23 protein-coding genes and 5 tRNA genes are annotated in these 25,324 nt (G+C 73.2%); 19 read left to right on the forward strand and 9 right to left on the reverse strand.

Features of this window, described 5'->3' with window-relative positions:
- Positions 1-62: 62 nt before the first annotated feature.
- Together OO54_RS24100 and OO54_RS24105 are read left to right on the forward strand one after the other, a co-directional pair.
- Positions 63-614, forward strand: coding sequence for a TetR/AcrR family transcriptional regulator (locus OO54_RS24100; protein ID WP_033206447.1), 552 nt, complete (start codon positions 63-65; stop codon positions 612-614).
- Positions 611-2,155, forward strand: coding sequence for an MFS transporter (locus tag OO54_RS24105; RefSeq protein ID WP_051787145.1), 1,545 nt, complete (start codon positions 611-613; stop codon positions 2,153-2,155). Before OO54_RS24100 ends, OO54_RS24105 begins: the two co-directional genes overlap by 4 nt.
- Before the next feature lie 72 nt (positions 2,156-2,227).
- Here the strand turns inward: OO54_RS24105 and OO54_RS24110 are convergent, their stop codons facing one another.
- Positions 2,228-2,899, reverse strand: coding sequence for a lysophospholipid acyltransferase family protein (locus OO54_RS24110; protein WP_017241764.1), 672 nt, complete (start codon positions 2,897-2,899; stop codon positions 2,228-2,230).
- A gap of 244 nt (positions 2,900-3,143) precedes the next feature.
- Here OO54_RS24110 and OO54_RS24115 point away from each other — a divergent pair, with 244 nt between their 5' ends.
- From OO54_RS24115 to OO54_RS24125, 3 genes are all read left to right on the forward strand, one after another.
- Positions 3,144-4,325 (forward strand): glycerophosphodiester phosphodiesterase, encoded by a 1,182-nt coding sequence (locus tag OO54_RS24115; protein ID WP_033206450.1) that lies wholly within the window; start codon positions 3,144-3,146, stop codon positions 4,323-4,325.
- Between the two features lie 107 nt (positions 4,326-4,432).
- Positions 4,433-5,101, forward strand: a complete 669-nt coding sequence (locus tag OO54_RS24120; protein ID WP_078905321.1) for a sigma-70 RNA polymerase sigma factor region 4 domain-containing protein — start codon at positions 4,433-4,435, stop codon at positions 5,099-5,101.
- A gap of 36 nt (positions 5,102-5,137) precedes the next feature.
- Entirely contained in the window at positions 5,138-5,632 is a 495-nt protein-coding gene (locus OO54_RS24125) for a GNAT family N-acetyltransferase (protein WP_033206453.1), read from the forward strand.
- A 1-nt stretch (position 5,633) separates the two neighbouring features.
- Here the strand turns inward: OO54_RS24125 and OO54_RS24130 are convergent, their stop codons facing one another.
- Together OO54_RS24130 and OO54_RS24135 are read right to left on the reverse strand one after the other, a co-directional pair.
- Positions 5,634-6,068 carry a hypothetical protein gene (locus OO54_RS24130; protein WP_033206456.1) on the reverse strand — a complete coding sequence of 145 codons (435 nt, stop codon included), beginning with the start codon at positions 6,066-6,068 and terminating at the stop codon, positions 5,634-5,636.
- Between the two features lie 2 nt (positions 6,069-6,070).
- Positions 6,071-6,433, reverse strand: coding sequence for a hypothetical protein (locus tag OO54_RS24135; protein ID WP_033206458.1), 363 nt, complete (start codon positions 6,431-6,433; stop codon positions 6,071-6,073).
- Between the two features lie 565 nt (positions 6,434-6,998).
- Here OO54_RS24135 and OO54_RS24140 point away from each other — a divergent pair.
- From OO54_RS24140 to OO54_RS24175, 8 genes are all read left to right on the forward strand, one after another.
- On the forward strand, positions 6,999-8,054 hold the full coding sequence (locus OO54_RS24140; RefSeq protein ID WP_033206461.1) for a methionine ABC transporter ATP-binding protein: 1,056 nt from the start codon (positions 6,999-7,001) through the stop codon (positions 8,052-8,054).
- A complete protein-coding gene (locus tag OO54_RS24145) occupies positions 8,051-8,719 on the forward strand; it encodes a methionine ABC transporter permease (protein WP_015032362.1) in 669 nt (222 codons plus the stop codon). The genes OO54_RS24140 and OO54_RS24145 overlap by 4 nt, the downstream gene beginning before the upstream one ends.
- A 94-nt stretch (positions 8,720-8,813) precedes the next feature.
- Positions 8,814-9,668 (forward strand): MetQ/NlpA family ABC transporter substrate-binding protein, encoded by an 855-nt coding sequence (locus OO54_RS24150; protein ID WP_033206466.1) that lies wholly within the window; start codon positions 8,814-8,816, stop codon positions 9,666-9,668.
- A 208-nt stretch (positions 9,669-9,876) separates the two neighbouring features.
- Positions 9,877-10,512 (forward strand): GNAT family N-acetyltransferase, encoded by a 636-nt coding sequence (locus tag OO54_RS24155; RefSeq protein WP_033206468.1) that lies wholly within the window; start codon positions 9,877-9,879, stop codon positions 10,510-10,512.
- A 72-nt stretch (positions 10,513-10,584) separates the two neighbouring features.
- Positions 10,585-11,865, forward strand: coding sequence for a precorrin-6y C5,15-methyltransferase (decarboxylating) subunit CbiE (gene cbiE / locus OO54_RS24160; RefSeq protein WP_033206472.1), 1,281 nt, complete (start codon positions 10,585-10,587; stop codon positions 11,863-11,865).
- 331 nt (positions 11,866-12,196) lie between these two features.
- Positions 12,197-15,724 (forward strand): nicotinate-nucleotide--dimethylbenzimidazole phosphoribosyltransferase, encoded by a 3,528-nt coding sequence (gene cobT, locus OO54_RS24165; protein WP_033206473.1) that lies wholly within the window; start codon positions 12,197-12,199, stop codon positions 15,722-15,724.
- A gap of 305 nt (positions 15,725-16,029) precedes the next feature.
- Positions 16,030-17,262 (forward strand): uroporphyrinogen-III C-methyltransferase, encoded by a 1,233-nt coding sequence (gene cobA, locus OO54_RS24170; protein ID WP_033206475.1) that lies wholly within the window; start codon positions 16,030-16,032, stop codon positions 17,260-17,262.
- A gap of 87 nt (positions 17,263-17,349) precedes the next feature.
- Positions 17,350-18,168, forward strand: coding sequence for a TrmH family RNA methyltransferase (locus OO54_RS24175; RefSeq protein ID WP_017241775.1), 819 nt, complete (start codon positions 17,350-17,352; stop codon positions 18,166-18,168).
- A gap of 16 nt (positions 18,169-18,184) precedes the next feature.
- Here the strand turns inward: OO54_RS24175 and OO54_RS24180 are convergent, their stop codons facing one another.
- Positions 18,185-19,381 carry a serine/threonine-protein kinase gene (locus OO54_RS24180; protein ID WP_033206478.1) on the reverse strand — a complete coding sequence of 399 codons (1,197 nt, stop codon included), beginning with the start codon at positions 19,379-19,381 and terminating at the stop codon, positions 18,185-18,187.
- 491 nt (positions 19,382-19,872) lie between these two features.
- On the opposite strand from OO54_RS24180, the gene OO54_RS46450 reads away from it, so the two are divergent.
- From OO54_RS46450 to OO54_RS24195, 3 genes are all read left to right on the forward strand, one after another.
- Positions 19,873-20,040: a hypothetical protein gene (locus OO54_RS46450; protein ID WP_017241776.1), complete on the forward strand. Its 168-nt coding sequence runs from the start codon at positions 19,873-19,875 to the stop codon at positions 20,038-20,040.
- 299 nt (positions 20,041-20,339) lie between these two features.
- Positions 20,340-21,374, forward strand: a complete 1,035-nt coding sequence (locus OO54_RS24190) for an aminoglycoside phosphotransferase family protein (RefSeq protein ID WP_051787147.1) — start codon at positions 20,340-20,342, stop codon at positions 21,372-21,374.
- A gap of 46 nt (positions 21,375-21,420) precedes the next feature.
- Positions 21,421-21,699 carry a TFIIB-type zinc ribbon-containing protein gene (locus tag OO54_RS24195; protein ID WP_017241778.1) on the forward strand — a complete coding sequence of 93 codons (279 nt, stop codon included), beginning with the start codon at positions 21,421-21,423 and terminating at the stop codon, positions 21,697-21,699.
- Positions 21,700-21,802: 103 nt separating this feature from the next.
- Here OO54_RS24195 and OO54_RS24200 read toward each other — a convergent pair.
- The 5 genes from OO54_RS24200 to OO54_RS24220 form a co-directional block, all read right to left on the reverse strand.
- Positions 21,803-21,877 (reverse strand) — tRNA-Val (locus tag OO54_RS24200).
- Between the two features lie 28 nt (positions 21,878-21,905).
- A tRNA-Val gene (locus OO54_RS24205) sits at positions 21,906-21,977 on the reverse strand.
- Between the two features lie 34 nt (positions 21,978-22,011).
- Positions 22,012-22,083 (reverse strand) — tRNA-Val (locus tag OO54_RS24210).
- Position 22,084: 1 nt separating this feature from the next.
- Positions 22,085-22,158, reverse strand: a tRNA-Cys gene (locus tag OO54_RS24215).
- A 39-nt stretch (positions 22,159-22,197) separates the two neighbouring features.
- Positions 22,198-22,270: transfer RNA gene (locus OO54_RS24220), tRNA-Gly, on the reverse strand.
- Between the two features lie 232 nt (positions 22,271-22,502).
- On the opposite strand from OO54_RS24220, the gene OO54_RS24225 reads away from it, so the two are divergent.
- The 3 genes from OO54_RS24225 (at position 22,503) to OO54_RS24235 (ending at position 25,315) form a co-directional block, all read left to right on the forward strand.
- Positions 22,503-23,570 carry a chorismate-binding protein gene (locus OO54_RS24225; protein ID WP_033206482.1) on the forward strand — a complete coding sequence of 356 codons (1,068 nt, stop codon included), beginning with the start codon at positions 22,503-22,505 and terminating at the stop codon, positions 23,568-23,570.
- Positions 23,567-24,397 (forward strand): aminotransferase class IV, encoded by an 831-nt coding sequence (locus OO54_RS24230; RefSeq protein ID WP_033206485.1) that lies wholly within the window; start codon positions 23,567-23,569, stop codon positions 24,395-24,397. The genes OO54_RS24225 and OO54_RS24230 overlap by 4 nt, the downstream gene beginning before the upstream one ends.
- Positions 24,398-24,475: 78 nt before the next feature.
- Positions 24,476-25,315 carry a GNAT family N-acetyltransferase gene (locus OO54_RS24235; RefSeq protein ID WP_033206488.1) on the forward strand — a complete coding sequence of 280 codons (840 nt, stop codon included), beginning with the start codon at positions 24,476-24,478 and terminating at the stop codon, positions 25,313-25,315.
- Positions 25,316-25,324: the final 9 nt, after the last annotated feature.

Here is a 25,324-nt window from a genome sequence, read left to right on the forward strand (position 1 = left end):
GAGCATAGGACGTCACTCTCCAGGGTGAGACATTCATGTCTCACTTGGTGTATGATCGTCTCATGGTAGTCGATCGCAACCAGGTGCTCCGCAGCGCCGCCGCCCTTCTCTCCCGTAAAGCGACCGCGACGATGGACGAGGTCGCCCGCGCGGCAGGGATCGGCCGGGCCACGCTGCACCGCCAGTTCGCCGGGCGGGACGCGCTGGTCAGGGCGCTCGAAGCGCTCGGACTCGAGGAGCTGGAGCAGGCGCACGACCGGGCCCGGCTCGACGAGGGGCCCGAAGACGAGGCCGTCCGGCGACTCATCGCCGAGGTGGAGCCCGTCGCCCCGCTGCTCTCCTTCCTGGTCACCGAGAACCAGCTGTTCGAGGGCGACGAGCGGAACGAGGGATGGGAACGCATCGACGCCCGGATCGTGGCCCTCTTCCGGCGGGGCCAGGAGAACGGCGTGTTCCGGATCGACCTGACCCCCGCCTGGCTGTCCGAGGCCTTCTACGGGCTGATCGGATCCGGCGCCTGGGCCGTACACGACGGCAGGGTCGCCGCCAAGGACTTCCAATACATGATCGCCGAGCTGCTGCTCGGCGGAGCGCGCAGGAGCGTGGAGAAGTGAGCACCAGCACCATCGGCACCAAGAGCCATATCGAGGGCGTGCACCGCCCCGGTCGGTGGCTCGCCCTTTCCGTGCTCGTCCTGGCCGTCCTGCTCGTGGCGGTCGACGCCACGGTGCTCGGGCTCGCCACCCCGTTCCTCTCCGAGGAACTGCAGCCGACCGGCACGCAGCTCCTGTGGATCGGTGACGTCTACTCGTTCGTCATCGCCGGACTCCTCGTCTCCATGGGCAGCCTCGGCGACCGCATCGGCCGCAAGAAGCTGCTGCTGATCGGCGCCACCGCCTTCGGCGCCGTCTCGGTCCTGAACGCCTACGCGACCAGCCCCGAGATGATGATCGTGGCCCGCGCGCTCCTCGGCGTCGCCGGCGCGACCCTGATGCCGTCGACCCTCGCGCTCATCCGGAACCTCTTCCACGACCCGCGCGAGCGCAGCCTCGCCATCGGCATCTGGGGTGCCATGGCCTCGGCCGGCGCCGCCGTCGGACCGGTCGTCGGCGGGTTCCTCCTGGAGCACTTCTGGTGGGGCTCGGTCTTCCTCATCAACCTGCCCGTCATGGCGGTCCTCGTCCTCGTCGGCATCAAGCTGATCCCCGAGTCGAAGAACCCGAACCCGGGCCCCTGGGACCTGCCCAGCGTCGCGCTCTCCCTCGTCGGCATGATCGGCCTGGTCTACGCGGTCAAGGAGCTTGCCTCGCACGGCCCGTCCCTGGACGCCGGCGCCGCCGCCGTCATCGGGCTCGGCGCCCTGACCTGGTTCGTCCGCAGGCAGCTCACCCTGCCGGCGCCGCTCCTGGACATGCGCCTCTTCCGCCACCGCGGCTTCTCCGGCGCCGTCCTCGCCGACCTGCTGACCATCCTCGGCCTCTCCGGCCTGGTCTTCTTCCTGTCCCAGTTCTTCCAGCTGGTCCAGGGCCGCCAGCCCCTGGAGGCCGGTCTCGCCGAACTCCCGGCGGCGATCGGCGCGGTGACGGCCGGTCTGATCGCGGGCCTCGTCGCCCGGCGCTTCTCCGTGCGGTCCGTGGTGGCCGGCGGTCTCGCGGCGGTCGGTCTGTCCCTGGCCGTCCTGACGACGCTCGACCAGCACACCGGGTACCCGCTGCTCGGCGCCGCCCTGCTCGTCGTCGGCGTGGGCGCCGGCTTCTCGTTCACCGTCACCGCCGACGTGATCCTCTCCAGCGTCCCGAAGGAGCAGGCCGGATCCGCCTCCGCCGTCTCCGAGACGGCGTACGAGCTCGGCGCCGCCCTCGGCATCGCGGTCCTCGGCTCCATCGTGACCGGGATCTACCAGGGATTCGCCACCCCGGCCGGCGTCCCCTCCGACGTCGCGGCGGCCGCCCACGAGTCGCTCGGCGGCGCGGTCGAGGCCTCCGGCGCCCTCGCCCCGGACACCGCGACGGCCCTGGTCTCCGCCGCCCAGGAGGCGTTCGTCGACGGCCTGCGGATCGCGGCCGGCGCCGGCGCCGCGGTCCTCCTCGCGACGGCGGTCGCGGCCTGGTTCCTGCTGAGGGGCCAGAAGCTGGAGGACGGCGTCGAGCACTGACGCACCCGGCGCACGCGAAGGTGCCCCGCACGACCATCGGCCGTGCGGGGCACCTTCCTCCGTATGCGGGGGCTACGCGGCCTTCGCCTTCGTGGCGTACATGTCCACGTACTCCTGCCCGGAGAGGCGCATCACCTCGGCCATCACGGAGTCCGTCACGGCCCGCAGCACATAGCGGTCGCGGTCCATCCCGTCGTACCGGGAGAACTCCATCGGCTCACCGAAGCGGACCGTCACGCGGCCCGGCCGGGGGAGCCCCGCACCGCCCGGCTGGATCTTGTCGGTGCCGATCATCGCGAACGGGATCACCGGAGCGCCGGTCATCAGGGTGAGCCGCGCGATGCCCGTACGGCCCCGGTACAGCCGGCCGTCGGGGGAGCGGGTGCCCTCCGGGTAGATCGAGAAGATCTTGCCCTCCTCGAGGACCCGGCGGCCGGTCATCAGGGCCGCCACACCGCCGCGGCCGCCGTCCCGGTCCACCGGGATCATGCCGACGCTGGTGAAGAACCAGGCCATCGCCCGGCCCTTGACGCCCTTGCCCGTCACGTACTCGTCCTTGCCGATGAAGTAGACCGGGCGGTCCAGGCAGATCGGCATGATCATCGAGTCGATGAAGGTCAGGTGGTTGCCCGCGAGGATGACGGGACCGGTGCCCGGGATGTTCTCGGCGCCCTCGACGCGGGGGCGGAACATCAGGCGCATGACCGGCCCCAGCACTGCCTTGATGATCGCGAGACGGGACAACGGTTCCTCCGGTGAGACGCGGGTCAGTCGAGCGAGTCAGCGTGCGAGTCAGTCGGGCTGACGGTGCAGCTGGCGACGATACTCGCGGGTCACCGTCGCCCGCACATCGGGTTCACGAAGTGGATACGCGGTGTTGACGTGTGTTTCCGCCATGTTCGGCCGAGGTCTGCCGCCCGTAGGTGGTTCTTGCCTAGCGTCTGAACCCCCGATGACAGGTACGGGACACCACACAGGAGGAGTCTTCATGACACAGGGTGCGCAGCCGAGCCCGGCACGCCGGACCGTTCTCGGAGCGGCCGGAGCGGCGGCGGTACTGGGGGCCGCGACGGTCCTCCCCGCCGGCACCGCCCACGCCGACGAGGCCCGGGGCGGCGAGAACCGAGGCGGCGGCCACGGCCGCGGCTACCGCTCCCTCCCCGCCCCCACCGTCATCGCCCACCGCGGCGCCAGCGGCTACCGGCCCGAGCACACCCTCGGCTCCTACCGGCACGCGCTCGACCTCGGCGCCCACGTCATCGAGCAGGACCTCGTCCCCACCAGGGACGGCCACCTCGTCTGCCGCCACGAGAACGACATCACCGGCACCACCGACGTCGCCGACCACCCCGAGTTCGCCTCCCGGAAGACCACCAAGAGCGTCGACGGCACCTCCCTCACCGGATGGTTCACCGAGGACTTCACGCTCGCCGAGCTCAAGACCCTGCGGGCCAAGGAGCGCATCCCCGGCACCCGCCAGGAGAACACCCTCTACGACGGCCGCTGGACGATCCCCACCTTCGAGGAGGTGCTGCGCTGGGCCGAGGAGGAGGGCCGCCGCCGGGGTCGCGAGATCTGGCTGCACGTCGAGACCAAGCACCCCACCTACTTCCGCGGCCTCGGCCTCGGCCTCGAGGAGCGGCTCGCCAGGCTCCTGCGCCGGTACGGACGCCACCGCGCGCACTCCCCGGTCTTCCTCCAGTCCTTCGAGCCGAGCAGCATCCAGCGCCTCGCGAAGCTGGTGGACTCCCCGCGCGTGGTCCTGCTCTCCGGCGCGGGCAGCCGCCCGTGGGACTTCGTCCAGGCCGGAGACCCGCGCACCGTCGCCGACCTGGTCACTCCGGCGGGCCTGCGCTGGATCGCCTCGTACGCGCAGGGCATCGGCCCCACCCTCGACCTGGTCATCCCCAAGGACGCGAGCGGCCGGCTCGGCACCCCGACCGCCCTGGTCCGGGACGCGCACGCGGAGGGGCTGATCCTCCACCCGTACACGCACCGCAACGAGAACGCCTTCCTGCCCGCCGACTTCCGCCGCGGCACGGACCCGAACGCCTACGGCGACTCCTTCGGAGCCCTGAAGCGGTACCTGGAGACGGGCATCGACGGCATCTTCTCCGACAACACGGACACCGCCCTGCTCGCCGCCGCGGACTTCACCGCCCGCGACTGAGCCGCCAGGGGGCCGTACGGGTGGTCACCGCGCCCGCACGACCCCCTCCCGGGTGGTTTACGCCCCGCCCCGCAACCGCCGCCGCGCCACTCGGCATCGTGCCGGGCATGACCATCACCCCCACCGCGCCCGCGCTCCCCACCACCCCGGCGCCCGTGCCCGCGCCGGCACCCCGCACCGCGGCCGCGGCCGCGTACGTGGCCGGCTTCGGGACCGCGTCCGATGCCGCGCCCGCGTCCGATGCCGCGCCCGGACTCCTCGCCGCGCTCGCCCCGTTGCTCGCCGCCGAGTCGGACGCCGAGGCGCCGGCCGCCGGAGTCGAGCCGGGGGACCTGGAGCAGGCCGTCTGGCTGCGGCTCCTGGAGCGGCTCCAGGAGACCGGCACCGCCCCCGAGCGGCCCGCCGAATGGCTCCGCAGGGCCGTCCGCGCGGAGGCCCGCCGCGCCCGCAGGACCACCGACCGGGAGCGCCCCTACCGGGAGGAGCCCGTACACGAGCCGGGCGGCGCCGAGCCCCACGGATCCCCGGAGCACTCCCTGATGGCCGCCGAAGGCCGCCGCACCCTCCGGGCCGCCGTCACCCGCACCCCAGGACGCTGCCCCCGGGTGCTCACGGCGATGCTCGACCCGGAGGACCACACCTACCGGGAAATCGCAGGAGAGTTGGGTATCTCACAGGGGAGTCTGGGGCCGATGCGTTCCCGTTGCCTGGGATGCCTGCGCAGAATGCTGGCTGCAGAGGTTCCCGCCCCCGGTCGACGGGGAAGGGTGCGGTAAACCGATGATCGACAGATGAGCGGGAGGCGTGCACACATGGGCCTGAGTGTGACCATCTCAGCAGCGGACGAGCAGGACGCGGAGCACATCCTGAAGCTGCAGTACCTCTGCTACCAGAGCGAGGCGGAGCTCTACGGGGACTGGTCCATCGAACCGCTCACCCAGTCGCTCGACGCCCTGCGCTCCGAACTCCGGGAGGGACACGGTCTCGTGGCCCGGCTCGGCGACGAGATCGTCGCATCGGTACGGGCCCGCATCGACGAGGACGGCACGGTACGGATCGCCAAGCTCATCGTGCACCCCCGCATGCGGCGGCACGGTCTCGGCGGCCGGCTCCTCGACGGCATCGAGCGCCACTTCGCGTCCGGCGCCGAGCAGCTCCCCGTACCGCCCGCAAAGCGCTTCCAGCTCTTCACCGGCCACCGCAGCGAGGGCAACCTCAGGCTCTACCGCAGCAAGGGGTACGCGCAGGTCGCCACCCGCGAGCTCGGCCCCAAGCTCACCCTGGTGACCCTGGAGAAGGCCGCCTGACTCAGGCGTCCGCCGCCGCGCGGGTCCTGCGCAGCCACCAGATGCCGGTCAGCGGCAGCAGCACCGGGATGAAGAGGTAGCCGTACCCGAAGTCGGACCAGACCGTCGCGTCCGGGAAGGCGGACGGGTCGACGAGCGTCCAGGTCCCGACGATCACGACGCCCGCGAGCTCGGCGGCGCAGCACACCAGCGCCGCCCTGCGGGCCTTCTCCCCGCCCCGCACCAGCGTGTACGTGATGAACACGTAGACGACGGCCGCCACGGCCGACAGGCCGTACGCGAGCGGCGCCCGGTCGAACTCGGTGGCGATCTGGTAGATCGAGCGGGAGACCGCGCCGACCGACATCACGCCGTACAGCCAGACGAGCAGGATGCCCGGGCCCGAGACGAGTCGGTTCCTCGGGCTCCGCGCCGCCTTCTCCTGTGTCGCGGTCATGGTCAGCCCACCGTCCAGATGTCGTAGAGACGCACTTCGAGCACGGCCAGGACGACCGCGCCGGCCGCCACCGTCGCCGAACCCCACCGGCTGCGCTCCGCGAGGGACATGAACCCGGCGATCGGCACCGCGCACAGCGCGCCGAGGAGATAGGCGACGAAGATGGTCGTCCCCTCCTCGGCCTTCTCGCCGCGCACCGACTGCACGATGCCGACGACCAGCTGGACCAGGACCAGGAACGTCACCACGGCCATGCCGATGAAGTGCCAGTCCTTGGTCGACTGGTCACGGAAGGCGGCGAAGCCGCACCAGGCGGCGAGGGCGAGCGCGGCCGCGGAGACCGCGACCGTCAGGGCGTCAAGCATGCGCCCGAGGGTATTACGGTCCGAATGGCCCGACGCGCTCGCCCCTCCCCGCCGTACCCGCCCGTGCGTGGCCTTGGCCACAACCGGCGCCCCGGACGCGCCGCGCGCCGCGGTCTCCGGTGCCCGGCCGCAGGGCCGTCCGCGCAGGCCACGCAAGGAAACCGCGAACGGAAGGCGCCGCCCCGGTGTCCGCATGGCATCTCAACCATGTCCGCTATTCGGACAAGCCCCTGGTGTTCGCAGCTGCGCATGTTTTACTTGCAGACATGACCACGACGAGCAGCCGCACCCTTGCGACCGAGGCGACCACGACGCCCGGTGCTCGTTGTATGTGTCGAATGTGCGCCTTCTGAGGGCCCCCGCCTGAGTCTCACGCCCCGAAGCGAGACCCGACGGCCGTGCCGATCCTCCCGCCTTCCGGCGGTGGACCGTGCCCGCCCCAGCGCACCCCCGCCGCCTCCCGGCCACCCGCCGGGCCGGCCTCCGTGCGCCTGACTGTCCGAACCATGAATGCCCCGTGCCCGGCGGACCCCGCGCCGCGCACTCGACAGTGACGGAAACCCCTGTGATCACCACTTCGGGCCTGACCAAGGTCTACGAGTCGCGCGGCCGACAGGTCACCGCTCTGGACGGCGTCGACCTCCACGTCCGCGAGGGCGAGGTGTTCGGCGTGATCGGCCAGAGCGGCGCCGGAAAGTCCTCGCTCATCCGCTGCGTCAACCTCCTGGAGCGCCCCACCTCCGGCACCGTGACCGTCGACGGCCTCGACCTCACCGCGCTCGCCGGCAAGGGCCGCCGCGCGGGCAAGGACCTGCGCCGGGCGCGCAGCAGCATCGGCATGGTCTTCCAGCACTTCAACCTGCTGTCCTCCCGCACCGTCAAGGACAACATCGAGCTCCCCCTGGAGATCCTCGGCGTCTCAGGCGCCGAGCGCTCCCGCCGCGCCCTCGAACTCCTCGACCTCGTCGGCCTCGCCGACAAGGCCAAGGCCTACCCGGGCCAGCTCTCCGGCGGCCAGAAGCAGCGCGTCGGCATCGCCCGCGCCCTCGCCGGCGAACCGAAGGTCCTCCTCTCCGACGAGGCCACCAGCGCCCTCGACCCGGAGACCACCCGCTCCATCCTCCAGCTCCTGCGCGACCTCAACCGGCAGCTCGGCCTCACCGTCCTGCTCATCACGCACGAGATGGACGTCGTCAAGACGATCTGCGACTCCGCCGCGCTCATGCAGCACGGCCGCATCGTCGAGTCCGGCACCGTCGGCGAACTGCTCGCCACCCCCGGCTCCCAGCTGGCCGCCGAGCTCTTCCCGGTCGGCGGTGCCGCCACCGGCCCCGACCGCACCGTCGTCGACGTCACCTTCCACGGCGAGGCCGCGACCCAGCCGGTCATCTCCCAGCTCTCCCGCACGTACAACATCGACATCTCGATCCTCGGGGCGGCGATGGACACCGTCGGCGGCAAGCAGATCGGCCGGATGCGGATCGAGCTCCCCGGACGGTACGAGGACAACGTCGTCCCGGTCGGCTTCCTGCGCGAGCAGGGCCTCCAGGTCGAGCTCGTCGAAGAGGACGCACAGCAGCCGGGCACCGTGCCCGTACTGGTCAAGGAAGGTGCCAAGTGACCTGGTCGGAGATGCAGCCCCTCCTCGAACAGGGCACCGTCGACACGCTCTACATGGTCCTGTGGGCCACCGTCGTCACCGTGCTCGGCGGCCTGCCGCTCGGCATCCTCCTCGTCCTCACGGACAAGGGCGGACTGCTGCAGAACCGGCCGGTGAACAAGGTCGTCGGTGCGATCGTGAACATCGGGCGTTCGCTGCCCTTCATCATCCTGCTGATCGCCCTGATCCCCTTCACCACCTTCGTCGTCGGCACCTTCATCGGCCCGACCGCGATGATCGTGCCGCTCGCCATCGGCGCCATCCCCTTCTTCGCCCGCCTCGTCGAGACCTCCATCCGCGAGGTCGACCACGGGCTCGTCGAGGCAGTCCAGGCCATGGGCGGCGGCATCCCCACCATCGTCCGCAAGGTGCTGCTCCCGCAGGCCCTGCCCTCGCTGATCTCGGGCGTCACCACCACCGTGATCGTCCTCATCGGCTACTCGGCGATGGCCGGCGCCGTCGGCGGCGAAGGCCTCGGCTCCAAGGCGGTCACCTACGGGTACCAGCGCTTCGACACCACTTTCATGCTGGTCACCGTCGTCGTCCTGGTCCTGATCGTGACCGTCGTCCAGCTCATCGGCGACGGAGTCGTCCGACTCCTCGCCCGCCGGGGCCGCACCGCGTAACGGCTCCCCGGCCACCCAGACTTCGTCCTTCGAAGAAACAAGCCCGGACTTGTTGTCCAGGCGTCCACCGCACCACCGGAAAGAGGCACTCTTCGTGCGTAAGAACATCAAGCTCACCGCCGGTATCGCCGCCACCGCCGCCCTCGCCCTCGGCCTCACCGCCTGCGGCACCTCCTCGGACCCGTCCTCCGCCAAGGACTCGGCCGGCGCCGCCGACAAGCCGCTCGTCGTCGCGGCGTCCCCGACGCCGCACGCCGACATCCTCGACTACGTCAAGGACAACCTGGCCGCGAAGGCCGGCCTGAAGCTGGAGGTGAAGGAGTTCACGGACTACGTCCTGCCGAACACCGCCACCGAGTCCGGCCAGGTCGACGCCAACTTCTTCCAGCACAAGCCGTACCTCGACGACTTCAACAAGAAGAACAACACCCACATCGTCCCGGTGGTCAACGTCCACCTGGAGCCGCTGGGCCTCTACTCCAAGAGCCTCAAGTCGGTGAAGGACATCAAGCCCGGCCAGACCATCGCCGTGCCGAACGACACCACCAACGGCGGCCGCGCGCTCCAGCTGCTCGCCGAGAACGGCCTGATCACCGTCAAGCCGGGCGTCGGCACCAACGCCAAGCTCTCCGACATCACCGACAAGAAGGGCCTGGAGTTCAAGGAACTGGAGGCCGCCACCGTGCCCCGCGCCCTGAACGACGTGGACGCCGCCGTCATCAACGGCAACTACGCCATCGAGGCCAAGCTCCAGCCGGCGAAGGACGCCCTCGTCCTGGAGAAGGCCGACGGCAACCCGTACGCCAACTTCCTCGCCGTCAAGGAGGGCAACGAGAAGGACGCCCGCGTGCAGAAGCTCGCCGAGCTCCTCAACTCGCCCGAGGTGAAGAAGTACATCGAGGACACCTACAAGGGCTCGGTCATCCCGGCCTTCGGCGCCGTCAAGTAAGGTCCGCGCCCGGGCCCGCCGTCCGAGGGGCCGTCAGGCCCGGTCCCCCGTACAGTCCTTGTGCAGAAGGCCCCCGCATCCCGTCCGGTGCGCGGGGCCTTCGCCATGCCCCCTCCCGACACCCCACCCGGCCATGCGCACCGACGGTCGCATGCTGCATGCTGTGCGTTCACGGTCGATTCGGACGGTCCACGGCATGGAGCTGCGCATGACTACCACCTTTCCGGACATCTCCATCAACACGGACCGGTTGGTGCTGCGCGCGCTCGAGGAGGCGGACGCCCCCGCCCTCGCCGAGATGATGAACGACGAGATGGTCGCCGCCTGGACGGCCGTGCCCCAGCCCTTCACCGAGGCCGCCGCGCGCCACTGGATCGCCGAGTACGCCCCCGCCGAACGCGCCGCCGGCCGGGGCCTCGACCTCGCCGTCACCGAGTTCCTGACCCAGCGTCTGGTGGGAGTCGTCCAGCTGGGCAGCACGAACTGGCGGGTCCGCTCCACCGAGATGTCCTACATCATCGGCCCCTGGGCCCGCGGCGAGGGATACGCCTCCGAAGCCGCGCTCGCCACCGCCCAGTGGCTCTTCGGCGACCAGGGGTTCGAACGGATCGAGCTGCGCACCGCGGCCGACAACACCGCCTCCCAGCAGGTCGCCCAGAAGATCGGCTGCATCAGCGAGGGCGTCCTGCGCAACGCCTGCATAGCCCGCACCCGCACCGAGGACGGCAGCTGGACCGACCTGCGCACCGACTTCATCGTCTGGGGCCTCCTCCCCGAGGACCTCGACGGCGTCGCCGACCAGATGGCCGAGGCCGGGTACTCCTCGTACACCGACTGGAACTGAGCCCCCGGGGCGATCCCGGGGTACGCTCGGCACGCCCCCGACCTGCGACGACACCACAGGAGAGCGACGACGATGGCGGACCGCGTCACGGTGATCGGCTGGGACGGGTCGCCCCTCACCGCGGCGGCCCGGTCCGCTCTCTCCGCCGCCACCCTCGTGGCCGGCGCCGCCCACCACCTGGCGCTGCCCGAGGTCCCGCCCGACGCCGAACGCATCCGCCTCGGCAGCGTCGACCTCGCCGCCCGCCGCATCGCGGGACACCGCGGCACCGCCGTCGTCCTCGCCGACGGCGACCCCGGCTTCTTCGGCGTGGTCCGCACCCTGCGCGCCCCCGAGTACGGCCTGGAGATCGAGGTCGTCCCCGCCGTCTCCGCCGTCGCCGCCGCCTTCGCGCGGGCCGGCATGCCCTGGGAGGACGCCCGCGTCGTCGTCGCCCACCAGCGCACCCTGCGGCGCGCCGTGAACGTCTGCCGCGCCCACCCCAAGGTCGCCGTCCTCACCTCGCCCGGCGCGGGACCGGCCGAACTCGCCCTCCTCCTCGACGGCGTCCACCGCACCTTCGTCGTCTGCGAGGAGCTCGGCACCGACCGCGAACAGGTTTCCGTCCTCACCTCCGACAAGGCCGCCGACCACGTGTGGCGCGACCCCAACGTCGTCCTCGTCATCGGCGGCGGCACCGGCGCCGTCCCTCCCGGCGGCGCCTGGCTGACGGGCCAGGACCCGGCCGCCCGGCCCGTACGAGGCTGGGGGCTGCCCATCGAGGAGTACGCCCCCCAGGGGTACGGGCCCGCGAGCCCCGCGGCCGGCCCGGCCCCCGACGCCGCCGCACCCGGCGGGGCGCGCACCACGGCGGGCGAGGACCCCGCCCTGCGCGCCGCGCAACTGGCCCGGCTCGGCCCCCGCGTCGGCGACCTCGTCTGGGACATCGGCTGCGCGGGCGGCGCCTTCGCCGTCGAGGCGGCCCGCTTCGGCGCCGCCGTCATCGCCGTGGACACCGACCCGGACGCCTGCGCCCGCACCGAGGCGGCCGCCCGCCGCCACGGCGTCCTCCTCCAGGCCGTCCGCGGCCGTGCCCCGCACGTCCTCGAGAGCCTGCCCGAACCCGATGTCGTACGGGTCGCCGGAGGCGGTGTCCCCGTCGTCACGGCCTGCGCCGACCGGCGCCCGGAACGGATCGTCGCCCACGCCTCCACCCGCGACGAGGCCGAGGCCGTCGGCGCCGCCCTCGCCGACGGCGGCTACGCCGTCGAGAGCCTCCTCCTCCAGACCGTCGGCCTCGACCCCTCCGACTGGTCGGAACGCGAGCGTTCGGTCGTGTTCCTCCTGTCCGGCCGCAGACCCGGCTCGCCCTAGCCACGTCGGGCGATCCCACCCGTGACCCGGCCGCCCGCCCGGGGCAGGGTAGGCTGGCCGATTGTTGTACCGCGCCTGGACGTTCGACACTCTGTGCGTCAATGTCCTGAATTGGTGGCTGCTTTGTGCCACTGATGTGCTGCGGGGCAAGGGGGGACCGCGCGACGTGGCGCAGTCCACAGCGCACCGTGGCGGATCTTCCTGCCACGATGGCAGAGGACCGCGACAATGAGTGGGTGTCCGCGTGTCCTTCGTGCCGCGCGGCGCGCGCGCTCGTTGTTCTCGACGGGCGCAGGTCTGAAGGAGCACAACCGATGGGCGAGGGGTACGCATGACGGACACCGGCCAGGTCCCGGGCGAGGGACTGCCGGAGAACGCAGGCATGGTCGAGCAGCCGGGCATCCCCGCACCGGGCGCGTACACCTTCCTGGACCCCTCCGAGCACACCACCGAGGACGACGACGTACTGCTGATGCCGGGCGCCCAGGGCGCCTGGAGCGAGCACCCGCCGGGCTTCGTGCCCGCGCCGCCGGTCGCCGTGCCGGCCCCGGCGCAGGCGGTCCCCGTGGTCCCGAACCAGGCGGCGCCGCACCAGGGCGTGCCGCAGCCGGCCGCCCCGCTGGGCGACCCGCTCACCGGCCCCCTGCCGGACCCGCTCACGGGCCCGCTCCCCGACTCGGTCGCCCTCGCCGACGTGCTGACCGCCCCGCAGGGCCAGACCCCGCCGCAGGGCGTGCCGCTCGGCCACGCCGCGGGCACCCCGGCGCACGGCGTCCCCGCCGCGCCGTACGAGCAGGTCGTCACCGACCACGGCTACGAGCCCGGCATCCTCGACACCGGCGCGCACGAGGCCGCGGGCCGCGACACCGGCTCCGTCGACCTCGGCGGCGTCCGCATGCCGCCGCCCGGCACCGCCCCGGCCCCGCCGCCCGCCCGCCGCCCGCTGCACATGGGCCCGCCCGTGCCCGACGCGACCGGCGGCGTGGTGCTCTCGCTGGCCGACCGCGGCCCGGCCGCCGCGCCCGCCCCGGCCCCGCAGGCCGTCCCGGTCGTGGCCACCGAGCCCGCGCCCGTCCCCGTACGGAACCCGGGACCGCCCACCACCGGCCCCGAGTACTTCGACATCCCGCAGGACCAGCAGCTGGCCCCGCAGGGCGCCGAGCCGTGGGCCGCGCAGCCGCAGGAGGCCGCGGCGCCCCCGGCCGCCTTCCCCGCAGAAACGGTCGTCCCGCCGACGGGCCAGTTCGTGCAGGTCGAGGGCACCGTTCCGACGGCCCCGCACCTGGCCCCGGTCCCGGCACCCGAGGCGGTCGTGGAGACGGTCGCGGAGGCGGTCGTCGAGGCGGTCGCGGAGGCGCAGGAGCCGTCCCCGGCGGCCGAGCAGGCCGAGGTCCCCGCGCCCGTCGTCGTGGAGCCCGCTCCCGAGGCCGTCGTGGAACCCGCCCCCGAGGCCGTCGCGGAGACCCCGGACGAGGCCCCCGTGGCCGTCGTCGACGCCCAGGCCACCGTGCCCGCGCCGCGCGAGGGCGAGCCCGTCGCCGAGGCTCCCGCCCCCGCGCCGGTGGACGCCGTCGAGCCCGAGGCAGGCACCCCCGCGCCGGAGGCCGAGCAGGCGCCGGAGGCGCAGCCCGAGCCCGTCGCCGTCCCGGAGCAGCCGACCGAGGCCGTCGCCGAGTCCGTCACGGAGCCCACCGCCGAAGCCGTCGCCGCGGCGGAGGCCCCGGCGGAGCAGGCTCCGGAGGAGGCCGCCGCCGAAGCGGTCGCCGACGAGACCCCCGCCGTCGCCGAGACCGCGCCGGAGATCCTTCCCGAGCAGGCCCCGGAGCCGGAGGCCGCCCCCGAGACGGCCGCGGTCGCCGAGCAGCCCGCCGCGCCCGTCGACGAGGCGGCGCCGGCCGAGGTCACCGAGCTTCCGGAGGCCGAGGTCGCCGAGCCGGCCGAGGTCGAGGCCGTGGCTGTGGCCGCGGAAGCGGACCAGACCGTCGCAGCCCCGGCGGAAGCCCCTGAGGCCCCTGAGGCCCTCGACGCCCCCGTGAACCCCGAAGCGGTCGCGGTCGCCGACCCCGAGGCCGTCGCCGTCGCCGTCGCCGACGAGGACGCGGACCCCGCCGCCGAGGAGGCGCCGGGCGCCCCCGCCCCCGGCTACGCCGACGCCGAGCGCGAGGCCGTCCTGCGCGTCATGCGTGAGCGCCGCGACATCCGCAACGGCTTCCGTTCCGACCCGATCCCGCACGAGGTGCTGCTCCGCGTCCTGGAGGCCGCCCACACGGCGCCCAGCGTCGGCCACTCGCAGCCCTGGGACTTCGTCGTCATCCGCTCCGCGGAGACCCGGCAGACGATGCACGAACTGGCCCAGCGTCAGCGCGAGGCCTACGCCAAGTCGCTGCCGAAGGCCCGGGCGAAGCAGTTCAAGGAACTGAAGATCGAGGCCATCCTCGACACCCCGGTCAACATCGTCGTGACCGCCGACCCCACCCGGGGCGGCCGCCACACCCTCGGCCGCTACACGCAGCCGCAGATGGCCCCGTACTCCTCGGCGCTCGCCGTCGAGAACCTCTGGCTCGCCGCCCGCGCCGAAGGCCTCGGCGTCGGCTGGGTCAGCTTCTTCGACGAGCGCGAGATGGTCCGTGCCCTCGGCCTCCCCGAGCACCTCGAAGTCGTCGCGTACCTCTGCGTGGGATACGTCGACGAGTTCCCGGACGAGCCCGAGCTGGCCCAGGCGGGCTGGTCCAAGCGCCGCCCGCTGGCCTGGGTCGTCCACGAGGAGACGTACGGCCGCCGCGCCCTGCCCGGCGAGGAGCCGCACGACCTGCTCCAGGAGACCGTCGCCAACATCCGCCCGCTGGACGCCAAGGCGCTCGGCGAGGCCTGGGAGCGGCAGAAGCGGATGACCAAGCCGGCCGGCGCGCTCGGCATGCTGGAGATCATCTCCGCCCAGCTCTCCGGACTCTCCCGGGTCTGCCCGCCGCCGATCCCGGAGCCCGCCGCCGTCGCGATCTTCGCCGGCGACCACGGCGTCCACGCCCAGGGAGTCACCCCCTGGCCGCAGGAGGTGACCGGCCAGATGGTCGCCAACTTCCTCGGTGGGGGAGCGGTCTGCAACGCCTTCGCGAACCAGGTCGGCGCCGAGGTCTGCGTCATCGACGTCGGCGTGGCCTCCGAACTCCCGGCGACCCCCGGACTGCTGCCCCGCAAGGTCCGCCCGGGCACCGGCGACTTCACCACCGGTCTCGCGATGACCCGCGAGGAGGTGCTGGCCGCGATCGAGGTCGGCATCGAGACCGCCCGCGACCTGGTCGCGGCGGGCAACAAGGCGATCCTCACCGGCGAGATGGGCATCGCGAACACCACCGCGTCCGCCGCGCTCATCTCGGTCTACACCGGCGTCGACGCCGCCGAGGTCACCGGCCGCGGCACCGGCATCAACGACGAGACGCACGCCCGCAAGGTCGACGTGGTGCGCCGCGCCCTCGACCTGCACAAGCCGGACCCGGCGGACCCCATCGGCGTCCTCTCGGCGATCGGCGGCCTGGAGCACGCGGCCCTCGTCGGCCTGATCCTGGGCGCCGCCTCGCTGCGCACCCCGGTCATCCTGGACGGCGTCTCCACCGGCGCGGCCGCGCTCGTGGCCCGGGCCATCGCGCCCGAGTCGCTCGCGGCCTGCATCGCCGGCCACCGCAGCGCCGAGCCCGGCCACGTGGCAGCCCTCAACAAGCTGGGCCTCCGCCCCCTGGTCGACCTCGACCTCCGCCTCGGCGAGGGCACCGGAGCGCTCCTGGCCCTCCCCCTGGTGCAGAGCGCGGCCCGCGCGATGCACGAGGTCGCCACGTTCGACTCGGCGGGCGTCACCGAGAAGTAGCACGGTCCGGCGCGTCTCCCACCCACTCAGGCGAGTGGGAGGCGCGCGGGGACCGCGTTCGGGACGCAAAGCGTGATCTGTGGCGCGCATGCCGCGCCTCTGCGTTCCGAGAGCCGACAGGCGCCGTAGATCACGCGGTCCCGGACGTGGTCCCGGAGCGGCGCCCACGTCCGGGACCGCCGGCGGGACATCCGTCACACCTTGCAAACCCCAGGTCACAGATATCGTGACTGTGCACGAGCCGCTTCATCGCCGCAGCGGCCCCCTCGCCCGCACCGCCACGCTCTCCGAGGAGCCGCTCACCCATGGCCGAAACCGCCGAGCACCCCGCCTACCCCGTCGGACTGCGCCTCGCAGGCCGCCGCGTCGTCGTCCTCGGTGGCGGCCAGGTCGCCCAGCGCCGCCTCCCCGCGCTGATCGCGGCGGGCGCCGACATCACGCTCATCTCCCCGTCGGCGACCCCGTCCGTGGACGTGATGGCGGAAACCGGCGAGATCACTTGGATCAAGCGACGCTACGAGGACGGCGACCTCGCCGACACCTGGTACGTGCTGGTGGCCACCACCGACGCGACCGCCAACGCCGCGGCCTCGGCCGAGGCCGAGCGGACCCGCACCTGGTGCGTGCGCGCCGACGACGCCGAGGCGGCCACCGCCTGGACCCCGGCCACCGGCCGCGACGCGGGCGTCACCGTCGCCGTGCTCACCGGCCACGACCCCCGGCGTTCCGCCTCCGTGCGCGACGCGATCGTCGAGGGCCTCCGGGACGGTTCGATCGCCGCACCCGTGCACCGCACCCGGGCCCCGTTCGTCGCGCTCGTCGGCGGCGGCCCCGGCGACCCGGACCTCATCACGGTGCGCGGCCGCCGGCTGCTCGCCGAGGCCGACGTGGTCATCGCCGACCGGCTCGGCCCCCGCGACCTCCTCGACGAACTGCCCCCGCACGTCGAGGTGATCGACGCGGCGAAGATCCCGTACGGCCGGTTCATGGCCCAGGAGGCCATCAACAACGCGCTCATCGAGCACGCGAAGGCCGGCAAGTCCGTCGTCCGCCTCAAGGGCGGCGACCCGTTCGTCTTCGGCCGGGGCATGGAGGAGGCGCAGGCCCTCGCCGTCGAGGGCATCTCCTGCACGGTCGTCCCGGGCATCTCCAGCTCCATCTCGGTCCCCGGCGCGGCCGGCATCCCGGTCACCCACCGGGGCGTGGCGCACGAGTTCACGGTGGTCAGCGGCCACGTCGCTCCCGACGACCCGCGCTCGCTCGTCGACTGGGCCTCGCTCGCGAAGCTCACCGGCACCCTCGTCATCCTCATGGGCGTCGACAAGATCGGGAAGATCGCCGAGGCGCTGATCGCGCACGGCAAGAGCCCCGACACCCCGCTGGCCCTGGTCCAGGAGGGCACCACGGCGACCCAGCGCCGGGTGGACGCCACGCTCGCGACGGTCGCCGAGACCGTCAAGGCGGAGGAGGTCCGTCCGCCGGCCGTCATCGTCATCGGCGAGGTCGTCACCGAGGGTCCCGACAAGCTGGTGAAGTGACCGCGGGAGCGCCCGCACGGCGTAACCAGGGGTAACCGAGCCCCTCGACACATTGGCACCACACCCCGGACAAGGCAGTATCACCTCGTGGCCGAACTCATCACGATCGACGACCCCGACGACCCGCGCCTGCGCGACTACACCGGCCTGACCGACGTCGAGCTCCGGCGCAGACGCGAGCCGGCCGAGGGCCTGTTCATCGCGGAGGGCGAGAAGGTCATCCGCCGCGCCAGGCAGGCGGGGTACGAGATGCGGTCGATGCTGCTCTCCGCCAAGTGGGTCGACGTCATGCGGGACGTCATCGACGAGGTCCCGGCGCCGGTGTACGCGATCCAGCCGGACCTCGCGGAACGCGTCACCGGCTACCACGTGCACCGCGGCGCGCTCGCCTCCATGCAGCGCAAGCCGCTCCCGGACGCCGCCGAACTGCTCGTCGGCGCCCGGCGCGTGGTCGTCATGGAGTCGGTCAACGACCACACCAACATCGGCGCCATCTTCCGCAGCGCCGCCGCCCTCGGCATGGACGCCGTCCTGCTCTCCCCGGACTGCGCGGACCCGCTCTACCGGCGCTCGGTGAAGGTCTCCATGGGTGCGGTCTTCTCCGTCCCGTACGCCCGCCTCGACACCTGGCCCCGCGGTCTGGAGGCCGTACGGGAGGCCGGGTTCAAGCTCCTCGCCCTCACCCCGGCCGAGAAGGCGACCTCCATCGACGAGGCCGCCCCGCACAAGCTGGACCGGGTGGCCCTGATGCTCGGCGCGGAGGGCGACGGCCTCTCCACGCAGGCGCTGCGCGCCGCCGACGAATGGGTCCGCATCCCCATGGCCCACGGCGTCGACTCCCTGAACGTGGGAGCCGCCGCCGCGGTCGCCTTCTACGCGGTGGCCACCGGCCGCCCGGAGTCCTGAGCAGCCGGGTCTCTCGTCAGCCCTGCAGGGCCTGGGCCGCGGCGATCCCCAGGGCCACGACCAGGGTCACGACCACGAAGACGAACAGCCGCTGGCGCAGCAGCCGAGGGTTGGCCGGCCGGCGGCCGGTGGACGTCGAGCGGGCGCCGGGCCTGGTGCCGGTCCGCGACTGGGGGCGCGAGCCACCGGTCCGCGAGCCCCCGGACGGCCGAGACGACGGTCCCGGGCCACGCCCGGCCGTCCGGTCACGGTCCGCACCCCGGTCGCGGTCCGTGCCGCGCTCGGCGTCGCGACCGCGCGTGTCCCGCTCGGTGTACCGCTCCGTCGGCCGGGCGGGGCTCCGCTCCTCGATGCGCTCCCGCTGCGCGGGCGGCCGTGAGACAGGCAGCCCCTGCGCCTCGCGCGCCGCGATCTCCTTGAGCCGCATCGACAGCTGGAGCGTGCTGGGCCGGTCCTCGGGGTCCTTCGCCAGACAGGCCCGGATCAGCGGCGCCAGCGCGTCCGGCACCCCGTGCAGCTGGGGCTCCTCGTGCACCACCCGGTACAGCATGACCTCGGAACTGCCGTGTCCGAAGGGCGAGTCCGCCATCGCCGCGTACGCGAGGGTGGCACCGAGCGAGAACACGTCGGTCGCCGGGGTGACCGCCGCGCCGCGCACCTGCTCGGGGGCGAGGAAGCCGGGCGATCCGACCGCCGTGCCCACGTGGGTCAGGGTGCTCGCCCCGGTGGCCCACGCGATGCCGAAGTCGATGATGCGGGGGCCCTTGGGGGAGAGCAGGATGTTCGACGGCTTCAGGTCGCGGTGCACCACCCCGGCCTCGTGGACGGCGACCAGGCCCTCCGAGAGCGCGGCCCCGATCGAGGCGACGTCGGCGGCGCGGAGCCCGCCCTCCTCGGCGACCCGGTCGTGCAGCGAGGGACCGGGCACGTACTGGGTCGCGAACCAGGGGCGCTCGGCCTCCAGGTCGGCGGCCACGAGCCGGGCCGTACAACCGCCGCGGATCCGCCGGGCGGCCGACACCTCACGGGCGAACCGCGACCGGAACTCCTGGTCCTCGGCCAGATCCGGCCGGATCACCTTCAGCGCCACCCGCTGGCCGCGCCGGTCGGACCCCAGGTACACGACGCCCATCCCGCCGGCCCCCAGCCTGCGGTGGAGCCGGAACGACCCGACGATCCGCGGATCCTCGCGCCGGAGCCGCATCATCGCCATGTCCGTCCCCTCGTCCGTTCGACGTGGCACAGCTTACGTAGTGGCGCCCGCACGCGCTCATAGGCCGCGCCCTCCGCCGGGATCGATTGTCAGTGCTGACGGGAACCCCGCGGGTCCGCACGGGACGGCGGCACTTTCCAACCACCTTTGCCCGGAACCCACTTGACGCAGCGTCGCGAAGACGGGGCGACGGCCCCGCGGCCCGCCCGGCGCCCCGGCCCGCCGCGGTCCGCACCCCGCACCCCGCGAAGTGAGCGAAGTCACGCCGCCACCCCGACCCCTCCGGGAAGACCCCGTGATCGGAGCCCCCGTCTCCACCCAGGGGAGTACGCCGCACGGGCGGGCGTCATCCTCCGGGAGGCCCGCAAGTCGGTACGCGGGCATGACGTCCCGGCGCTCCCCGCTCCCTAGTCTTGAACTCAAGCGGCGGGTGCAGCACTCGTCCCCCGAGGTCACGCACCCGCCGCGCCAGACATGACAGGAGAGGACCCATGGCTTTCACGGCACCGCGGACGAGCACCCGGCCTTCGAGCCAGCGCCACCCCCTGGTGGCCACCGCCATGGTCCTCCCTCTCGCGGCCCTGCTCGTAGTCGTCTTCGGCGGCTGGGACGCGGTGGTCACACAGGCGTCGTCCGTGGGCGTGATGCTGGGGCGCTGAGCGGCGCCCCGGACCCGGGAGAGCGGCCCGGGTCGGGACATCCGGCCATCAGCCCCGTGGGGACGGGGGTGCGGCGGACGGCAGCGTGGGGCCGGTCAGCTGGGGAGCTGACCGGCCCTCGCGCTTTTCCCCTCCGGTCCTCCTCGCCTGGGGAGCCGACCGGCCCTCGCGCTTTCCCCTCCGGTCCTCCTCGCCTTCGGGGGCGGCCGGGGGAGTGGGACCGGGCCCCCACGACGTACGCTCCCCGCGTGGACTCCACCGCCCCGACCCCACCCGCGCAGACCCCACCCGCGCCCACCCTGCCTTCGCCGAGGTCGCCCGCCCCGCCCGCCCCGCACGACCCGCTCGACCGGCTCGCCGCCGTCGCGCGGGACGCCGCCCATGGGGCCGGTGCGGCCTGCCGCTGCGCGAGCGGAGTCGTGGGGGTGCTCGCCGACCGGGACGACGGGACCGTCGTGCGGCACGGGGCGCTCGTCGTCAAGGCGCATGCTCCCGACACCGATCCGGAGGCGCACCGGGCGCGGCTCGCGCTCGCCGGGCACGGGGACGTCGCCGGCGTCTTCCTGCCGCCGCTCCCGTTCGCGGACGCGGGCCTCGACGCGCAGGACGGGTTCGACGGCCGCCCCGTCACGGTCTGGCCGTACGGGTCTCCCGTCGACCCGGAGGACCCGGACGCCGCCCCCTGGGAGGAGGCGGCCCGACTGCTCGCCGCGCTCCACCGGACCCCGCCGCCGGGCGGGTCGGCGGCGGGCCTCCCGGAGATGCGGGCCCGCGTGAAGGTGCGGCTGGCCGTGGACCGGATGGTCCGCGCGGCGCCGGGCCACCCGGCGACCGCCACCGTGCTCGGCGCCTGGCGCACCCTCCCCGACCGCGACGGCGGTCCCGATACCGGTCAGGGCGGTACGGCGGAGGCCGTCCGCACCCTCTGCCACGGCGATTTCCACCTCGGTCAGCTGGTCCGCGACGGCGGCACCGCGGCGGACCGGGCGCCGGGGCGGTGGCGGCTGATCGACATCGACGACGTCGGTCTCGGCGACCCGGCGTGGGATCTGGCCCGGCCCGCCGCGTGGTTCGCGGCGGGCATCCTGCCCCCGGAGGTGTGGTCGCGGTTCCTCGGCGCGTACCAGGAGGCGGCAGGTCCCGCGGTGGGGGCCGACCCGTGGGTGCGACTCGACGTGCCGGCGCGGGCCCTGACGGTCCAGACGGCCGCGCTGGCCGTGGCCAAGGCGACGGCGGGCCGACGGGAGCTGGACGAGGTGGAAGTCGTGATGATCGACACTTGTGCGCGTATCGCCGGACATCGAACCGACTCGGCCGGTTCGGCGTCCACGTAAGGTAAGGCCACCATTCGAACGGCGATGTCAGGGAGTTGAGCCGAGCATGCAGTGTCCCAAGTGCCATGCGGCCATGCACACGTACAACCGCAACGGCGTCCAGATCGAGCAGTGCAGCGGCTGCCGCGGCATATTCCTGGACTTCGGCGAGCTGGAGGCCCTGACCCGCCTGGAGTCCCAGTGGGCCCAGCAGGCCCCGCCCGCTCCGCCGGCCTACCCGGCGCAGCCCGCCGCCCCGGCCTGGGGTGCCCCGCACCACGGCGGTCACCACGGCGGCGGTCACTACCGCCAGCGCGGCTTCGGGCGGATGCTCTTCTCCTCCTGATCCCCTCCGGACGGAACGGGTCGGCGCCCACGGGCGCCGACCGCCGTTCACCTGCCGATCGATACGAAGAAGCCCCCGCCGCGATGCGGCCGGGGGCTTCGTATGGTGCGCGATACTGGGATTGAACCAGTGACCTCTTCCGTGTCAGGGAAGCGCTCTCCCGCTGAGCTAATCGCGCGGGCACACCCGAAGGTGTCGGTACTGCGTGCGCGATACTGGGATTGAACCAGTGACCTCTTCCGTGTCAGGGAAGCGCTCTCCCGCTGAGCTAATCGCGCGGGGGATCCGAAGATCCGGGATCCGAAGATCCAGTGGACGATACTGGGATTGAACCAGTGACCTCTTCCGTGTCAGGGAAGCGCTCTCCCGCTGAGCTAATCGTCCTTGGAGGTGGAGACGGGATTTGAACCCGTGTAGACGGCTTTGCAGGCCGTTGCCTCGCCTCTCGGCCACTCCACCAGGAGTGAATACGGGGGTTCGGGAAGATCCCCCACATCGAGCGGACGACGAGATTCGAACTCGCGACCCTCACCTTGGCAAGGTGATGCTCTACCAACTGAGCCACGTCCGCTTGTCGTTTCCGTTCCGCTTGCGCGTCCCGGCGACGTGTTGAACTCTAGCGGATTCCTGGGCCAGTACAAAAACGCGTTTCCGCAGCGTGCTGACCTGCGGGGCGACCGGCCCGGCCGGCCGGGCACCCCGGAGGGTTCCCGTGGCGTTCACTCGCCGTGTTCCCGGAGTGGCGCGGAGCCCCCGCGGAGCGCGACCCGGTGCCGGGCCGTCGGCGGACCTAGACTCGATGCGTGCACGACCTTGCTCCTCTGGCCCGCTTCGGCGGCCTCGTCGCGACCGATCTCCGGGACGTCACCCACGACCCCGAGGCCCTGGACTCCGCCGGCTTCTGGGCCGTCTGCGCGGACTTCGAAGGGCGCCTCACCTGCGCCCGCTTCGGAGACGTGCGGCGCGAACAGGTGCCCGCGCCGGTCCCGGGCGCCTGGCGCGGTCCCGCAGCCGGTGACTGGAAGTCCTCGCTCGACCGCGCCGCGTACATCGCGGGCGTCCGCCGGGTGCGCGAGCACATCGCGCGCGGCGAGGTCTACCAGGCGAACCTCTGCCGCGTCCTGACCGCTCCGCTGCCGGACCCGGCCGCCGCGGACGTGGACGCCCTCACGGCGCTGCTCGCCCGGGGCAACCCCGCGCCCTACGCCGGAACGATCCGGCTGCCCGCCCACGGCGTGGAGATCGCGACCGCGTCCCCCGAGCTCTACCTCCGCCAGGAGGGGGCCCTGATCTCCTCCGGACCCATCAAGGGAACCGGACGGACCGCCGCCGACCTGCTCCCCAAGGACCACGCCGAGAACGTCATGATCGTCGACCTGGTCCGCAACGACCTGGGGCGCGTCAGCGAGACCGGCTCCGTCGCCGTCCCCGCGCTCTGCGCGCTGGAGGAGCACCCCGGCCTCGTCCACCTCGTCTCCACCGTCACCGGCATCCTGCGCGAGGACGCCGGCTGGCCCGAACTGCTCGACGCGACCTTCCCGCCCGGCTCCGTCACCGGGGCGCCCAAGTCCAGCGCCCTGCGGATCATCGAGGCGCTGGAGACCGCGCCCCGGGGCCCGTACTGCGGAGGCCTCGGCTGGGTCGACGCCGACGCGGGCACCGCGCAGCTGGCCGTCGGCATACGCACCTTCTGGATCGACCGCCCCGAGGGCGTGCTCCGCTTCGGCACCGGCGCCGGGATCACCTGGGGGTCCGACCCGGAGCGCGAGTGGGAGGAGACCGAGCTGAAGGCGGCCCGGCTGGTCGCGATAGCGTCGGGCGCCTACGAGGCGGACGCCCGTGAGGCGAGTGGAAAGGTCGTTTCTCGATGAAACTGTGGGTCAACGGCGGGCTGCACGACGAGGAGGACGCCCGGGTCTCCGTACTGGACCACGGGCTGACCGTCGGCGACGGCATCTTCGAGACGGTCAAGACCGAGCGTGGCGAAACGTTTGCTCTCACCCTCCACCTGGAGCGCCTCGGCCGCTCCGCCCGTGGTCTCGGCCTGCCCGACCCGGACCTCGACGAGGTCCGCCACGCCGTCGCGGCCGTCATCGACGCCAACCCGATGGAACTCGGCCGGCTCCGCATCACGTACACCGGCGGGGTCTCCCCGCTCGGTTCGGAGCGCGGCGACTCCGGCGCCGGCCTCGTCGTGGCCCTCGGGGAGACGAGCCGCCGCGCCGACTCCACCGCGGTGATCACGGTGCCGTGGACGCGCAACGAGCGCGGCGCCCTGACCGGGCTCAAGACCACCTCGTACGCCGAGAACGTCGTCGCCCTCGCCAGGGCGCGCGAGCAGGACGCCACCGAGGCGCTCTTCGCCAACACCGTGGGGCGGCTGTGCGAGGGCACCGGCTCCAACGTCTTCGTCGTGGTCGACGGCCGGATCCTCACCCCGCCCGTCTCCTCCGGCTGCCTCGCGGGCATCACCCGCGCCCTCGCCGTGGAGTGGACCGGCGCGGAGGAGGCCGATCTGCCGCTGGACGTCCTGGAGAGCGCCGAGGAGATCTTCCTGACCTCGACCCTGCGCGACGTCCAGGGCGTGCACCGGGTCGACGGGCGGGAACTGACGCCCGCGCCCGGTCCGGTCACCGCCAAGGCGATGCGGATCTTCGACGAGCGCGCCGCACGGGACCGGGACCCGCGCCTCGCGTAGGCCCGGCGGCGCGGGCGTCGCCGAACGCCCGCGCAAAACCGGATGACGGACGGCTCCGGGGTGGGTAGAACTCCTCTGATGACCACCACCCTGCGGCCGGCCGAGCCGCTTCAGCAGACGCCCGACGGCGGCCGTTCCCGGGTCTACGACGTGTGCGTGAACAGCCGCCGCGTCGGCGCCGTCCGGCTTTCGACCGACCCCCGCTTCGGGGCCGCGTCGGGCGTGATCGACGAGCTCCGGGTCGACGAACCGGACCGGCGGCGCGGGCGGGGCACGGTCGCCGCGCTCGCCTCCGAGGAGGTGCTGCGGGGCTGGGGCTGCGTCGAGGTGCAGATATCGGTGCCCGCCGACGCCGAGGCGGCGCTGCGGATGGCCCGCTCGCTCGGCTACACCGAGCGCAGCCGCAACATGGTCAAGGAACTGGCCGCCGAGCCGCCGGCGCTGCCGGAGGGCGTCGAGGTCCGGCCGATGACCGAAGCCGAGTACGGGGAGTGGGAGGCGCGGGCCAAGGCGGGCTTCGCGCAGAACTGGATCGACCGGGGCGTCCCCGAGGAGCAGGCCCGCACCAAGGCCGAGGACAGCCACCGCCGCTACCTCCCCGAAGGCCTGGCCACCCCCGGCGTCGCGATCCACGTCGTCGTCCGGGACGGTCTGCCCGCCGGCTTCCTGTGGACCGGCCGGATCGAGCTCGAACCGGGTTCGTGGGCGGCCTTCGTGTACGACATCGAGGTCGACGAGGCCCAGCGCGGCCGTGGTTACGGCCGGGCGCTGATGCTGCTCGCCGAGCGGATCGCACGGGAGACCGGCGACACCCGGCTCGGGCTGCACGTCTTCGCCGGCAACACCCCGGCGATCCGGCTCTACGAGTCCCTGGGCTTCCGCACGACCCTCGTCAACAGCGCCAAGGAGCTGCGCTAGGGCCCGTCC

The sequence above is a fragment of the Streptomyces wedmorensis genome, assembly GCF_000716445.1.
Lineage (GTDB): Bacteria > Actinomycetota > Actinomycetes > Streptomycetales > Streptomycetaceae > Streptomyces > Streptomyces wedmorensis.